Genomic DNA, 13,917 nt, shown 5'->3' with positions numbered 1-13,917 from the left:
TGCGGGGCCGAAATCCTATCAGACAAGTCCGATTAGCGCTGCCGCGTTATTGGACTTGGGTCGGATATGACCGATAGGCAAAGTGTGGTTGGATGCTGGCGATCATTTATTACAAGAAAAAGAAACCGGAGTGACAGCGTTATGAACAGCTTGCGCAGTATGTCGATCAGCCGACGTTTGTGGCTCATCTTGATCGTGGCCGTGATGATGCTAATGACGTTGGGCGTCTTGATGCTCAAGCAGATTCACGATGACCTGTACCACGCCAAGGCTCAGAAAACCCAGCATGTGGTGCAAACCGCCAGCGGTATTCTGACCTATTACCACGACCTCGAAACCGCCGGCACGCTCACCCGCGATGCCGCGCAGAAGCAGGCACTGACAGCCGTTCGCGGTCTGCGCTATGACCAGAATGACTACTTCTGGATCAATGACCTGACGCCGGTGATGATCATGCACCCGGCCAACCCGAAACTCGATGGCCAGAACCTCTCGGCGATCCGCGACCCGGATGGCTTTGCCCTGTTTAACGAAATGGTCGCCGTCGCCAAGTCCAAGGGGGCCGGCACCATCGACTATCGCTGGCCTAAGCCGGGGGCCAGTTCGCCGGTAGAAAAAACGTCCTACGTCAAACTGTTCGAACCCTGGGGCTGGGTGATCGGTTCGGGCGTGTACATCGATGACATGCAGGCCGAGTTCTATAGCCAGGTCTGGAAGGCCTCGTTCGTGGGGCTGGTGATTGCCCTGATCATGGCGCTGCTGGTGATCCTGATTGCCCGCAGCATCGTGCGTCCACTGCAGGAAACCGTGAACGCCATGGCCAACATCGCCAGCGGCGAGAGCGACCTGACCCGCAGTCTCGACACCCATGGCCAGGATGAAGTCACGCAACTGGCACGACACTTCAACGCCTTCACCGCCAAGCTGCGACTGGTGATCAAAGAACTGCAAGTGTCCGCCAGTGCCCTGGGTCAGTCGTCCAGTGAACTGGGCAACGACGCCGCCCAGGCCCAGCAACGCAGCCAGCAGCAGTCGCAACAAATGGAATTGGTGGCCACTGCCATCAATGAAGTGACGTACGGCGTGCACGATGTTGCGAAAAACGCCGAGCACGCCGCCAGCGAAATGCGCGATGCCGAGTCTCAGGCGCAGCAGGGCCAGATCAATATCGATGGCAGCCTGCAACAGATCGACAAGTTGTCGTCCACCATCGATCAGGCGGTGGAAGTGATTCGCACCCTGGCTGCCGAAAGCACCCAGATCGGCAGCGTGCTCGAAGTGATCCGTTCCATCGCCGAGCAAACCAACCTGCTGGCCCTCAACGCGGCCATCGAAGCCGCCCGGGCCGGCGAGCAAGGCCGCGGTTTCGCGGTGGTGGCCGATGAAGTGCGACTGCTGGCCCAGCGTACCCAGAAGTCCACGGCCGAGATCCAGTCGATGATCGAGCGCCTGCAAAGTCATTCCGAAGCGGCGGTCAAAGTGATTGGCGACAGCAGCCGTGCATCGCAGTTGACCATCGAGCAGGCCGGTCTGGCCGGTGCAAGCCTGAATGCCATTGGCCAGGCGCTGCGCAACCTCAACGGGTTGAACGCCTCCATCGCCAGCGCGACCTTGCAACAGGCGCATGTGGTCGAGGACATCAACCAGAACGTCACCCAGGCAGCCGGGTTGTCCCACAGCACAGCGCTGGCGGCCGAACAGTCGAGCGTGGCCAGCGTTCACCTGAAGGAATTGAGTGAGCAGTTGAACGGTCTGCTCAAGCAGTTCCGCGTTTAACAAGGTAAACGCTAAACCCTGTGGCGAGGCTGTCCTGGTCAGGAGCTGTTGTGGTGAGGGGACTTGTCCCCTCGCCACAACAGCCTCTCACTACCGCGAGCCCCCTCACCACAGGAGCCCCCTCGCCACAATCTGGGTACAATCCGTCTCCTCTTCGACTTCCCCCAAGGAACCTCCATGTCCGGGCTTGAACTGTTTGCCGCCGCCCTCGGTGTCATTGCCGTCTGGTTGACCGTCAAACAGAACCCCTGGTGCTGGCCGATCGGCCTGGTCATGGTGTTGCTTTATAGCTGGATCTTTTTTGAGGTGAAGCTGTACTCGGACATGCTGCTGCAAGTGATCTACGCCGCGTTGCAGCTCTATGGCTGGTGGCAGTGGACGCGTGCGGGGGAGGCGCACCAAGGTCGGCAAGTCAGCCTGCTCGACGGTAAATCGGTCGCTTTCAGCCTGGCCATTGGAGCAGTCGGCAGTTTGTTGTTGGGTGCTGCAATGGCGAACTGGACCGACGCCGCGCAGCCTTGGCTCGACGCTGCGTTGACCGGCTTCAGCCTGGTGGCGCAATGGTGGATGGCGCAAAAACGCGTTCAATGCTGGCCGCTGTGGATCGCCCTGGATGTGATCTTCGTCGGGCTGTTTATCTACAAAGAGATGTACCTGACCGCCGGACTCTACGCATTGTTCACCCTGATTGCCGTGCAAGGCTGGCGGGAATGGCGGGCCGATCCGGCATTGCGCACATGAAAGTGTTGGTGCTGACAGGGCCGGAATCCAGCGGCAAAAGCTGGCTTTCGAGTGAGATTCACGCCAATTTTGGCGGCATATTGGTCAGTGAGTATGTTCGGCGCTTCATCGAAAGCGAAGCCCGCGAAACCAACTACGATGACATTTCATCCATCGCACATGGTCAGCTGACTTGGGAAGATGAAGCACGCGCCCAACAACCGTCACTGTTGATTCTCGATACGCATCTTTTAAGCAATATCCTTTGGAGTCGCACTTTATTTGGCGCTTGCCCGACGTGGATCGAGCAAGCATTGCTGGCACGGCACTATGACCTGCATTTGCTGCTGAGCCCTGAAACCGTGGCCTGGCATGACGACGGGCAGCGTTGCCAACCGCAACTGGCAGAGCGCCAGGCGTTTTTCCAGGCCAGCCGTCAATGGCTGGACCGGCACCGCCAGCCTTGCCAGGTACTGCAAGGTGATTGGAAACAGCGCAAGGACGCGGCATTCGAGGCTGTGACGCGCTTGCTCAAGGCCTGACAGGGGTTCCCCGTCCTGCCGAAAATGTCCGTTCCTGAAACACCCATCCCTGCGCAAATCCGCGAGCTAAAGCGGCTCGAGCATTGCGTCAAGAAAATGTTAGGCCACTGATACAACCCGACTTCAGCGCCCTTAGCAAGCAATGACGCCAGCATGGACGGCGCTTTTGTTTGGCTCTGTCTCAGTGGCGTTACAAATTTTTTTTAACCACCTCAACATTTAAAGCCAATCAACTGTTTTTAAAAGAAAAACAAAAACCGGCACACCTTCTGCTGTCTTCCTTGCAACGCTGATAAGGGCCAGCGTTCCACTTACAGAAGGAATTGCCGCTGTGGGGAAATTTGATAAAAAAATCTATAGCCTCCTGCTGATCGGATGCGCACTGGGCTCATTTGTCTGCCTGCCTGTACAGGCTGACAACGGCATCATTGTTATCAAACGCGATGTCCAAACACGCAACGCAGTGCAATCGCCGGTGGCTCCCGACCCTAACCCCACGACCGCCAATGTCAACCCGTCCAAACAAATCCTCAGGCAAACGAACGAGTTGAGCGACGGCGACTTTGCCAGTGTCGCCAGTGGTGCAGGCATCTCCGGCCTGGTCGCTCAAGGTTCCAACAACCTGGGCGGCAATATCACCAACCAGACCCAGCTTTCCAACCTCCCCGCTGGACGTTCGGGAAATTCGGGTAACGGCATTGCCAACATGGTCAATTCAAACATCCAGCAAGGCCTGGGTGCTCTGAAAGTCATAACGGGAGACCGTTAAGATGAATCGTACCCTGCTGATCATCGCCATGTTTTGCAGTGCATCGACCTTTGCCCAACCTCCCGTCATCAATAACGCCGACATCGACGGTTCGGGTATGCAGTACCAGGGCAACCTCTCGGTCAACCAGGCTGCGGGCGATCAACAGCAACAGGCCAACGCTCGGGCCATCGCCATTGGCCATGGAGCCAGCGCTACCACACAGATTCGCCAACGGTTGCGCACCATTGTCGACCCCAGGATCGATGCCCACTCCAGCATTCAAGGCGACTCCTTCAGCCACGGCAATGGCGTACTGGGCGTCAACCAGAGCGCGGGCGCCAGCAACCAGCAAGCCAATGCACTGCGTATCACCGTCAGTGCTCAGCCGCAAAGTATCGACGACAGCGTCCTCAGGCAACAGAACGTGGCGCTGATCACCAACTCCGATCCAACTGACTCTGCACCAGGCCATCGCCAGGTCGCTACCAGCGATCAGGCCTTCACCGGTAGCCGTGGATTGATCCAGTTGAATCAGAGCGCCGGGGTGGGAAACCGAACGGCCAACACCCTGAGCGTACGGGTCACGGATTGACCCAAACAGGTAGGTACAACACTTAACCTAAAATAAGTACGGAGAATCACCATGAAACCTTCGATGGCAATAAAGCCTCTGGTTTTTGCAATCGCTGCGGTCTTGGCTGTTGCTGCCCAAGCTGGAGAGAACGATCGGCGTGGTAACCATAATGGTCATCATAACGGTGGCAACAACACCCCTCGTCCAATATGGATCCACACCGACGCGACCGCCAATGCGAACGATAGGCAGAACAGTACCGGCAACCGCATCCACAACGAAGGGACTCAGAACTCAGCCGAGATGAGCAGCTCTGGCTCAGGTTCGAGCGGCAACGTCGGCATCAACGTGGCAGCAGGCGCTGGCAACCAACAAGACAACGCGGCCGCCATCGCAAACGCTGGCTCTGACTCCAGTCTCGATAACAGCTTCGTGTTCGGCCATGCCAACGCCAGCGCTAGAGTCCAGCAATACAGCAACAACAACAAGGTCTACAACTACGGCACCACAAACTCTGCCGTAATGAGCGGATCGGGCGATGGCAGCAACGGCAATATGGGGATCAACATTGCTGGCGGCGATCTAAACCAACAGAAAAACACCATGGCAATTGCCAACTCCAACTCCCCGTTGGGTAGTGCAACAGCCACCGCCTCTGCCAATCAAAACGGTCCTGGCCTGACAGTGAATAACCACGCCGATCGGACGCACCGTGTGGATACGATTACGGTTACCAACACGGCCAGCGGTAGCTTCTCTAAAGATAAGTCATACGAGGCCAGCGGCAGTGAAAGCGCTTCTTCGAGCTGGGCCGCGGCCGGTTCCAGGAGCTCTGCAGCCAGCGGTTCTCTAAGCGTTGATGTAAGCGGTTCCCACAGCAGTAATGCGAGCGGTTCCAACAGCAATAATGCGAGCGGTTCCAACAGCAGCAGTGCTAGCGGTTCCAACAGCAGTAATGCGAGCGGTTCTTCGAGCGCTTCTTTGAGTGCTTCCTTGAGCGCTACTTTGGACGCTGCTGCGGCGGCTTCCAATTCCGTTACCGTCAACAATGGTAATGGCGATCGCACCCGCAGCAGGAGTTCCGACGCATCGTTTAACGCATCGCTAGACGCAACGCTTGACGTATCGCGCAACTCTTCGTTCGACGTATCGCGCGACTCCTCGTTCGACAGAACGCGCGACTCCTCGTACGACAGATCGGACGACTCCTCGTACGACAGATCGAGCGATTCCTCGTTCGCAAAATCGTTCGATAAATCGTTCGAGAAATCGAACGCCTCCTCGTTCGAAAAATCGGGCAGTCAATCGTCCGAATCTGAGTACGCAAAAGCGAAAAGCTACAGTGAAAGCAGCTCATATGATCTGAGCAACACCTACTCCTATCAAGTGCTGACTCCAACTGGCTGGGCAAACCCTGTAACCAACACTGCAACCCTGAGCGGTTCGGTGAATGGCGGCAGCGGTAACCTTGGCGTCAACGTGGCTGCCGGTGTGGGCAACCAACAAAGCAACTCGCTGGCCATTTCCAACCAGTCGTTCTAATGCTGTCTCTAGAGGCCCCCTTATGGGGGCCTTTTTTCAATACAACCAGAAGGCGTCCCTCTATGCGCATTATCGCCTTGGCATTTTTGCTTTGCGTGGCCAGTGTGAGCGAGGCTGCACAAATACCGATTTCCGTCCTGCCGGGCGGCGCGGTGGTGTTCAAGCCGATCCAAAGCGTGCGTGAGCGCAAGTTTGCCGACCTGGTCCAACAGAAAACCGACTTCAGTTGCGGCGCAGCTGCGCTGGCGACGATATTGCGCCAGGCCTATTGGCTGGACGTGAATGAAGAACAACTCATCGAAGGCATGCTGTCGCAATCCGATCAAGATCTTGTCCGCGTCCAGGGCTTCTCCATGCTCGACATGAAGCGCTACGTGGAAAGTATCGGCATGCGGGCCCGCGGTTACCGGGTAGCGCCGGAAACGTTGAGCGAAATCAGAATTCCGGTTGTGGTCCTCATGGATATCCGTGGCTACAAACATTTTGTGGTCATGCAAAGAGTCGATAAGGGCTGGGTCTATATCGGAGATCCGGTACTCGGTCATAAACGTTACAAAGTCGACGACTTTGTCAAAGGCTGGAACGGCATCATCTTTGCCATCATCGGCCAGGGCTACGACAAAACCAATGCGTTGCTCGAACCACCCATGCCACTGACCGCCCGGAACAAGATCAACGCCATCACCCCGGTGCCGGACGCGGAGTTGCTGGATTTCGGATTCATCCGAAGCGACTTCTTCTAATAACAAGGGAGCACGACGCTCCGGGAGTATCCAATGAAGACTCCAATCTGGCTGGCCGTGGTTTGCCTGGCCGCCAGCCTGCCGACCCCTGCACAGACGTTTAAACCCATTGAACTGAATGATCAGGAATTGGCGACCCTGCGAGGCCGCTATGTCATGCCGGGACGGATCATCAGTTTCGGCATTGTCATGACCAGCACTTGGCAAAATGCCAACGGTGAAGTGATCGGGGCAACTTCCTCGATGCAAATTCAACAATCGACCATCAAGCCACAGTTCTATGTGTCGATCTTCGACGAAAAAGGTAATGGCTCAGCGCGTTCGCAAGGCACCGGTACCGTCACTGGCGGCAGCGGCCTCAACAGCACCGAAGGCGTCACTCAAGTCGTGCGTGTTGCCGGCGACCATAACAGTGCCTACAACAACGTTGATATCAATGTCACAAAGGCTAACCAAGCGCCAGCAACGCAACAGCAGGGCCAGGCATTGGCCGCAGGCTCGACGATGGTCGGCGCCAATGGCGCGGGCTCGCTGAGCATTTCCTCGACCGGTGCTGGTGTGCAACTCAACATCGTGGCCAACAACAACCAGGGCAGTACCGTACAACGCCTGGCCCAGGGTGGGCTGATGCAGAACACGACGTTGCTCGGCGGTGGCAACCAAGTCAGCAACCTCACGTCCTTCAATGTCGTACTGCGTGACAACGTGCCGACAGCCGGGTCGCTGAACGGCAACCTGGACCAGCTCAAAGGCCTCCGCACTCTCGGATTCTGATCTACGCTCAGTCTCATCAGATGAAGTCATAAGGGACGGCTAACCTATGCACCGATCGTTAACGTTCAGAGCTATCGTTTGTTTGAGTAGCCTGGCCCCGGCCACACTGCTACATGCAGCACCGGACCCCCAGGTCGAAATACTAAAACAAGAACTCATGGAGTTGAAACAGCGTTACGAAGCACAACAGAACGCGCTGATGGTACTCGAGCAACGCGTTCGCCAAGTCGAAGAAACACCTGCGACACCTGCTCCCAAACGCCTGACCAAATCCCCCGCCGAAACGACCAAGGGTGGCCAGACGGTGGCCGCCGGTGCGCCGGGAACCACAGGCAGTTCATACGGCCAATCGCTCAAGGATGATTCGGAACCTGCGCAAAGCGTTTCGAACCTGTATGACGAGGCCAGCGGCTTCTTCGGTGGCGGCAAGTTCAGCCTCGAAACCGGCCTGACCTACACGCATTACGATACCCGTGCGCTGACGCTCAATGGCTTTCTGGCACTGGACTCGATTTTTCTCGGCAACATTAACCTCGACCGCATCAAGGCCGACAACTGGACACTCGACCTGACCGCCCGCTACAACACGGGACAACGCTGGCAGTTCGACATTAACGTCCCCGTGGTTTATCGCCAATCAACGTATTCCTCCGGTGGCGCCGGTGGCGCCGGCCCGGTGACGTCGGACGCAACCGTTACCCGCGACCCGACCATCGGCGATGTGAACGTTGGCGTCGCCTACAAGTTTCTGGATGAGTCGGCCAATTTGCCCGACGCGGTCGTTACACTGCGCGTCAAGGCGCCGACCGGTGATGACCCTTACGGCATCAAGCTGGTCAGTGACCCGAACAACGATAACCTCGCGGTACCCGAGGACTTGCCGACCGGCAATGGTATCTGGTCGATCACCCCGGGTATCTCGCTGGTCAAGACCTTCGACCCGGCCGTGCTGTTCGGCAGCCTGTCCTACACCTACAACATAGAGGACTCTTTCAGCGACATCAGCCCTCAGGTCGACTCCAAGGTGCGGGGGGACGTGAAACTGGGCAATTCCTGGCAGGTCGGCGCCGGCATTGCATTCGCCTTGAACGAGAAGATGAGTATGTCGTTCTCGTTCACCGATCAGTTCGCCCGCAAGAGCAAGATCAAACCGGACGGTGGCGATTGGCAATCGATTTCCAACAGCGATTACAACTCGGCCAACTTCAACATCGGCATGACCCTGGCAGCAACCGATAACCTGACGATCGTTCCCAACCTGGCCATCGGCCTGACCGACGACTCGCCAGACTTTTCCTTCAGCCTGAAATTCCCGTACTACTTCTGATCCGGCACCCACAAAAAACCCGCTTTTTCGGCGGGTTTTTTTTTGTTGATAGCTACAAGTTCTCAGAGCTTTTACTTGAAGCTAACACTTGCAGCTCAACGTATCTGATGCTTGTGCAACAAACGGTAGAAGGTAGGCCTGGATATCCCCAGCACCTTGGCCGCGATGCTCAAATTATCGCTGTGGCGGTTAAGTACATCGCACAAGGCCTGGCGCTCTGCCCGGTGCTTGTAGTTTTCCAGCGTGCCCATCGGCGCGGCAACGGCCTGCTGGCTGATCAGCCCCAGGTCTCGCGCCTCGATCTGCCGACCTTCGGCCAGTACCAACCCGCGACGTACCCGGTTGGCCAGCTCGCGAACATTGCCCGGCCAGTCATGCTTGCCCATGGCAATCAAGGCGTCTTCACTGAAGCTGCGCGGACGGCGGCCGGTTTCATGGCTGTAGAAATGGGAAAAGTGGTTGGCCAGCATCGACAGATCGCCATTTCGCTCACGCAGGGGCGCGGTCGCGACCTGCAACACGTTCAGGCGATAATACAGATCTTCGCGAAAGTGTTTCTTCTCGATCGCGGCCTCAAGATCGACATGGGTCGCAGCCAACACCCGCACATCCACGGGAATCGGCTGGCTGCCGCCCACCCGCTCGATGTGCTTTTCCTGGAGAAAACGCAACAGGTTCGCCTGCAGCTCCAGGGGCAGATCACCTATTTCGTCGAGAAACAACGTGCCGCCATTGGCCGCTTCGATCCGTCCGACCTTGCGTTGATGGGCGCCGGTAAAGGCGCCTTTTTCGTGCCCAAACAGTTCGGATTGGATCAAGTGTTCTGGAATTGCGCCGCAATTGATCGCGACAAAAGGTTTGCTGTGACGCAGGGATTGTCGATGCAGCGTGCGGGCGACCAATTCTTTGCCGGTGCCGCTTTCACCACGGATCAATACCGGAGACTCGGTGGGCGCCAGCTTGCTCAGCAACTTGCGCAGTTCGCGAATGGGTTTGCTGTCGCCAAGTAGTTCGTGTTCAGGCTGATCAATGTGAACCGTGCCCTGCCCACGCAGGCGTGCCATCCCGAATGCTCGGCCCAGCGTCACCTGAACCCGGGACACATCGAACGGCAAGGTATGGAAATCAAAAAACCATTCGCAGACAAAGTCCCCAACATTCTGCAATCGCAGGACTTCCTGATTGAGTACGGCGATCCACTCTGTACCGCTACGGCTGATCAGCTCTTTAACGGCTTCCGGGTGTTCGAGGTGAAAAGGCTGCAAACGCAACAGGCCGACATCGCAGGTTTTGTCGGCAGCATTTTCCAGGGTACAGCTGTCAACGTCCCACCCCACAGAGCGCAAACCGGGCAGCAGACGATGACAGTCGTCGCAAGGGTCCACTACTAACAATCGTCGTAAGGCAGGCGCTTCAATCATGACTGTTCCTTGGCGCCAAATTTAGGAAATATTATTAAAAACAGTCGTTTGGCGGACCTGGCTGTAACATTAGCAAGAATTTGACATGACCTTGTACCGTTTGACTATAGGTCTGTTGCGTTATTAGTTATAAGAAGCAAACTTGTTAGTTACCTATCGAGTTAAACCTTTCATTCAGCTTTCAAAACCTGTCTGAACCTTGAGCCCATGAAAGAAAGTTGAAATTTCTTTTAATTGTATGTGACCCGCACCATGGTTGAGGGCATCAGTACAAGTAACCAGCCGAACGGTAAGCCCAACCGACGGCACATCACTTGATTGGGCATACAGAGAGAAAGACCCCATGAACGCCCCGCTCCGTATCAACGAAGCTCTTTTGATTGCCGACCGCGCATTTCAGCCTTTCCAATGCGTGGCCTGGGCTCCACAAGACGGCAATGGCGAACTCAGCCTGACCGTTATCGATCGCACCAACACCCGCAGCATCGGCCGTAAGCAGATCCCGAGCAGCGCCTATACCGATCCCGCACAACTTGAAAGCGTGCTCGAACAGGTCCGCGCCGAGTTGAGCCAGGAAGGTTACAAGCTGCAATCGTGGTCGATGCCACACTAAGCATTTTGCGGGTTACTTACCGGTAACCCGCGCCCTCCCCGATGATGATTCGAAGTTGCACGCAGCCAACCACTTGGCTGGCTTGCCAGTGGTTCGAAAAGACACTGTTCTGGCACATGGCGACCCTCCGTTTATTAGTTCTGACAGTTGTGCATCCAATCATTCAGGGGTTGAATGTTTTCCTTATACAGTCGCCGCCCAACTTCTGGATCAGGACGACTCGTAAGGAGCTGCGTGCATGTCAATCCAGACGGCGTTTACCTCACCTGCAGCACTGAACGACGCCGGAACGCTCGATACAACCTTTGCCGGCACCGGCAAAACCCAAGTGTATTTCGCTGGCAGCTTCTCAAGCATGGCCAACGGTGTGGCGATTGATTCACGTGGCAGGTTGTTGGTCGCGGCGAAGGTCGAAACGCGAGGTGGCAGCCGCTTTGGCCTGGCTCGCCTGCTTGAGGACGGCTCGGCCGATCTGGCGTTCGGTAATCAAGGCAGCGTCATCGGGCAATTTGAACACGGCTTCGAGGCCATGGCCGGCAAAGTCCACGTTCTGCCCGATGGACACCTCCTGGTTGCCGGCCTGCACTACGAAAATGCTCGCTGGACACTGCCCGCCCTCGCCTTGTTTGATCAGCATGGCCGCCCGGTTCAATGCTTTGGCGACAATGGCCGCTGCGTCGTGCGTCTGCCGGGCGGTCTTTCCCAGGGTGTGCGTGACGCCTGGTTACCACCCGGCGTACCGGGAGCAGAAGCCTGTGATGTCTGCGTACAGGAGGACGGTCGAATCCTGCTGCAGGCTAATCATCAGTTCGAACTGGCCGATCATGTCGGCATCCTGATACGGCTCAACACCGATGGCTCGCTGGACGATACCTTCAACGGTCGTGGCTTCGTGATTGTCAGGCACTTGCTGATGAACACTTGGCTCAGCAGCCTGAGGGTGCAACGAGACGGTCGAATCCTGGTGGGCGGGTCGATTAACTTTCCTGAAGAAGGTCTGCTGGCCCGCTATCACAGCGACGGCAAGCTCGACAATTGTTTCGCCGTGGATGGTTTTATGACCTTCAAGGCACGGGGGTATAGCGCTCAGGTCAATCAGATCGTCCAACAGGACAATGGCGACGTGCAGTGTTTTGGCAGCAGCCGCGAGCCGATGCACTGCCTGGCCCTGAAAGTACACAGCAACGGTCGCCCGGACATTCATTGCAATGGTGGCCAAGCCCAATTGCTGCAGATCGGCCACAGTGGCTGCCAGTGGACTGCCGCGCAGGCACTGCCGGACGGCTGTGTGCTGACGGCCGGAGCAACGATCGGCGGCGTCGAGGCGGATTTCATTCTGGCCCGTCATCTGCCTGACGGGCAACTTGATCACAGCTTCGGCAATGGCACCGGCTGGGTTCGCACACGCCTGGGCCGCAGCCTGGATACCGCGACTTCAGTGGTCATGCAGGCCGATAAAAACATTGTTGTAGGTGGCTATTCACTGGATGGCAATTATCGGGCGGTCGTCGCGCGCTATCTGGGGTAGGCCTGCAGAGTTTGCCTACACTTGATCTTCCCTTGCACTTACGGCAAGTTGCGCACTTCTTAATACAAGGAGTTGCCGATGCCCGGTTCAATGGCTCAGGCGTTCGCGCACAATTTTCTCGGGCATTCACCCCGCTGGTACAAGGCAAGTATTGTTGGCTTCCTGATTCTCAACGCACTGGTGTTGTGGACCGTAGGCCCAGTGGCGGCCGGTTGGCTGCTGGTGCTGGAATTCATCTTCACTCTGGCCATGGCGCTCAAGTGTTATCCGTTGATGCCCGGCGGCTTGCTGCTGGTCGAAGCGCTGCTGCTGAAGATGACCACGCCCCAGGCACTCTACGACGAACTGGTGCACAACTTCCCGGTGATCCTGCTGCTGATGTTCATGGTGGCCGGCATCTACTTCATGAAAGACCTGCTGTTGTTTCTGTTCTCACGGCTGCTGCTCGGGATTCGCTCCAAGGCGCTGCTGGCGTTGATGTTCTGCTTCCTGTCGGCGTTTCTGTCGGCGTTTCTTGATGCCCTGACGGTAACCGCTGTGATCATCAGTGCGTCCGTCGGGTTTTACTCGGTGTATCACCGCGTTGCCTCGGGCAATGATCCGCGTCAGGACAGCGAGTTTGGCGATGACCAGCACCTGCCCAAATTCCATCACGCCGACCTCGAACAATTCCGTGCCTTTCTGCGCAGTCTGCTGATGCACGGCGCCGTGGGTACCGCGCTGGGCGGTGTTTGCACATTGGTCGGTGAGCCGCAGAACCTGTTGATCGGCCACGAGATGGGCTGGCACTTCGCTGAGTTCTTTCTGAAAGTCGCCCCGGTTTCATTGCCGGTCCTGGTGGCAGGCCTGGTGACCTGCGTCCTGTTGGAGAAACTGCGCTGGTTCGGTTACGGCACGCTGTTGCCGGACAATGTGCGTGCGGTACTGGCCAATTACGCCGCCGAAGACAATGCCGAACGCACCTCACGCCAACGTGCAGCGCTCATTGTGCAGGGATTGGCAGCACTGATTCTGATGGCGGGGCTGGGGTTCCACATTGCTGAGGTCGGCCTGATCGGCTTGATGGTGATCGTGCTGATCACCGCCTTCACCGGCATCACCGACGAGCATCGCATCGGCAACGCGTTCAAGGACGCCATGCCGTTCACAGCGCTGCTGGTGGTGTTTTTCGCGGTGGTGGCGGTGATTCACGATCAGCAACTGTTCACGCCTTTGATCCAGTGGGTGCTGGCCCTGCCGGCGGATCAACAGCCGGGCATGCTGTTTATTGCCAACGGTTTGCTGTCGGCCATCAGCGACAATGTGTTCGTCGCGACCATTTACATCACCGAAGTGAAACAAGCCTTTATCTCCGGCCACATGAGCCGTGAGCATTTCGAAACACTGGCGATTGCGATCAACACCGGCACCAACCTGCCGAGCGTGGCGACGCCCAATGGTCAGGCTGCGTTTCTGTTCCTGCTGACCTCGGCGATTGCACCGCTGATTCGCCTGTCGTACGGGCGGATGGTGTGGATGGCGTTGCCGTACACCGTGGTGATGGGTGTTCTTGGCTGGTATGCGGTGAGCTATTGGCTGTAAACACCGATTAAAATGTGGGATCGCC

At 57.0% G+C, this 13,917-nt stretch carries 13 protein-coding genes; 12 read left to right on the top strand and 1 reads right to left on the bottom strand.

Translation table 11 applies throughout. From position 1 onward, the window contains the following. The first annotated feature begins 141 nt into the window (after positions 1-141). The 9 genes from ACYZTR_RS13455 to ACYZTR_RS13415 all read left to right on the top strand — a co-directional run bounded on the left by ACYZTR_RS13455 (position 142) and on the right by ACYZTR_RS13415 (position 8,749). The gene (locus ACYZTR_RS13455) at positions 142-1,776 is read left to right on the top strand and encodes a methyl-accepting chemotaxis protein (protein ID WP_461979494.1); all 1,635 of its coding nucleotides are present in this window, start codon (positions 142-144) and stop codon (positions 1,774-1,776) included. A gap of 177 nt (positions 1,777-1,953) precedes the next feature. Further along, positions 1,954-2,517, top strand: coding sequence for a nicotinamide riboside transporter PnuC (gene pnuC / locus ACYZTR_RS13450; RefSeq protein ID WP_461979492.1), 564 nt, complete (start codon positions 1,954-1,956; stop codon positions 2,515-2,517). Continuing rightward, entirely contained in the window at positions 2,514-3,038 is a 525-nt protein-coding gene (locus ACYZTR_RS13445; RefSeq protein ID WP_461979716.1) for an AAA family ATPase, read from the top strand. Before pnuC ends, ACYZTR_RS13445 begins: the two co-directional genes overlap by 4 nt. Before the next feature lie 331 nt (positions 3,039-3,369). Continuing rightward, entirely contained in the window at positions 3,370-3,807 is a 438-nt protein-coding gene (locus ACYZTR_RS13440) for a hypothetical protein (RefSeq protein WP_461979490.1), read from the top strand. Position 3,808: 1 nt separating this feature from the next. Then, positions 3,809-4,381 carry an adhesin gene (locus tag ACYZTR_RS13435; RefSeq protein WP_461979488.1) on the top strand — a complete coding sequence of 191 codons (573 nt, stop codon included), beginning with the start codon at positions 3,809-3,811 and terminating at the stop codon, positions 4,379-4,381. A gap of 51 nt (positions 4,382-4,432) precedes the next feature. Further along, a complete protein-coding gene (locus tag ACYZTR_RS13430) occupies positions 4,433-5,905 on the top strand; it encodes a heme utilization protein (protein ID WP_461979486.1) in 1,473 nt (490 codons plus the stop codon). 62 nt (positions 5,906-5,967) lie between these two features. Then, positions 5,968-6,648 carry a C39 family peptidase gene (locus ACYZTR_RS13425; RefSeq protein WP_461979484.1) on the top strand — a complete coding sequence of 227 codons (681 nt, stop codon included), beginning with the start codon at positions 5,968-5,970 and terminating at the stop codon, positions 6,646-6,648. Positions 6,649-6,681: 33 nt separating this feature from the next. Beyond that, the gene (locus ACYZTR_RS13420; protein ID WP_461979482.1) at positions 6,682-7,422 is read left to right on the top strand and encodes a hypothetical protein; all 741 of its coding nucleotides are present in this window, start codon (positions 6,682-6,684) and stop codon (positions 7,420-7,422) included. A 46-nt stretch (positions 7,423-7,468) separates the two neighbouring features. Further along, on the top strand, positions 7,469-8,749 hold the full coding sequence (locus ACYZTR_RS13415; protein ID WP_461979480.1) for a hypothetical protein: 1,281 nt from the start codon (positions 7,469-7,471) through the stop codon (positions 8,747-8,749). Positions 8,750-8,844: 95 nt separating this feature from the next. On the opposite strand, the gene ACYZTR_RS13410 is transcribed toward ACYZTR_RS13415, so the two are convergent. Next, positions 8,845-10,170, bottom strand: coding sequence for a sigma-54 dependent transcriptional regulator (locus tag ACYZTR_RS13410; RefSeq protein WP_461979478.1), 1,326 nt, complete (start codon positions 10,168-10,170; stop codon positions 8,845-8,847). 343 nt (positions 10,171-10,513) lie between these two features. Here ACYZTR_RS13410 and ACYZTR_RS13405 point away from each other — a divergent pair, with 343 nt between their 5' ends. The 3 genes from ACYZTR_RS13405 to nhaB all read left to right on the top strand — a co-directional run bounded on the left by ACYZTR_RS13405 (position 10,514) and on the right by nhaB (position 13,892). Beyond that, positions 10,514-10,783 (top strand): hypothetical protein, encoded by a 270-nt coding sequence (locus tag ACYZTR_RS13405; protein WP_461979476.1) that lies wholly within the window; start codon positions 10,514-10,516, stop codon positions 10,781-10,783. A 238-nt stretch (positions 10,784-11,021) separates the two neighbouring features. Beyond that, positions 11,022-12,311 (top strand): hypothetical protein, encoded by a 1,290-nt coding sequence (locus ACYZTR_RS13400; RefSeq protein WP_461979474.1) that lies wholly within the window; start codon positions 11,022-11,024, stop codon positions 12,309-12,311. Between the two features lie 78 nt (positions 12,312-12,389). Next, positions 12,390-13,892, top strand: coding sequence for a sodium/proton antiporter NhaB (nhaB, locus tag ACYZTR_RS13395; RefSeq protein ID WP_461979472.1), 1,503 nt, complete (start codon positions 12,390-12,392; stop codon positions 13,890-13,892). Positions 13,893-13,917 lie beyond the last annotated feature (25 nt).

Source organism: Pseudomonas sp. Hz4, from assembly GCF_054898165.1.
Note: the sequence above shows the minus strand (reverse complement) of the source record. Positions and strands in the feature narration are given on the sequence as shown.

What these genes read in the sequence shown, in the direction of transcription:
- ACYZTR_RS13455 (WP_461979494.1), top strand. Translation starts at nt 142, where the DNA reads ATGAACAGCTTGCGCAGTATGTCGATCAGCCGACGTTTGTGGCTCATC.
- pnuC (WP_461979492.1), top strand. Translation starts at nt 1,954, where the DNA reads ATGTCCGGGCTTGAACTGTTTGCCGCCGCCCTCGGTGTCATTGCCGTC.
- ACYZTR_RS13445 (WP_461979716.1), top strand. Translation starts at nt 2,514, where the DNA reads ATGAAAGTGTTGGTGCTGACAGGGCCGGAATCCAGCGGCAAAAGCTGG.
- ACYZTR_RS13435 (WP_461979488.1), top strand. Translation starts at nt 3,809, where the DNA reads ATGAATCGTACCCTGCTGATCATCGCCATGTTTTGCAGTGCATCGACC.
- ACYZTR_RS13430 (WP_461979486.1), top strand. Translation starts at nt 4,433, where the DNA reads ATGAAACCTTCGATGGCAATAAAGCCTCTGGTTTTTGCAATCGCTGCG.
- ACYZTR_RS13425 (WP_461979484.1), top strand. Translation starts at nt 5,968, where the DNA reads ATGCGCATTATCGCCTTGGCATTTTTGCTTTGCGTGGCCAGTGTGAGC.
- ACYZTR_RS13420 (WP_461979482.1), top strand. Translation starts at nt 6,682, where the DNA reads ATGAAGACTCCAATCTGGCTGGCCGTGGTTTGCCTGGCCGCCAGCCTG.
- ACYZTR_RS13415 (WP_461979480.1), top strand. Translation starts at nt 7,469, where the DNA reads ATGCACCGATCGTTAACGTTCAGAGCTATCGTTTGTTTGAGTAGCCTG.
- ACYZTR_RS13410 (WP_461979478.1), bottom strand. Translation starts at nt 10,170, where the DNA reads ATGATTGAAGCGCCTGCCTTACGACGATTGTTAGTAGTGGACCCTTGC.
- ACYZTR_RS13405 (WP_461979476.1), top strand. Translation starts at nt 10,514, where the DNA reads ATGAACGCCCCGCTCCGTATCAACGAAGCTCTTTTGATTGCCGACCGC.
- ACYZTR_RS13400 (WP_461979474.1), top strand. Translation starts at nt 11,022, where the DNA reads ATGTCAATCCAGACGGCGTTTACCTCACCTGCAGCACTGAACGACGCC.
- nhaB (WP_461979472.1), top strand. Translation starts at nt 12,390, where the DNA reads ATGCCCGGTTCAATGGCTCAGGCGTTCGCGCACAATTTTCTCGGGCAT.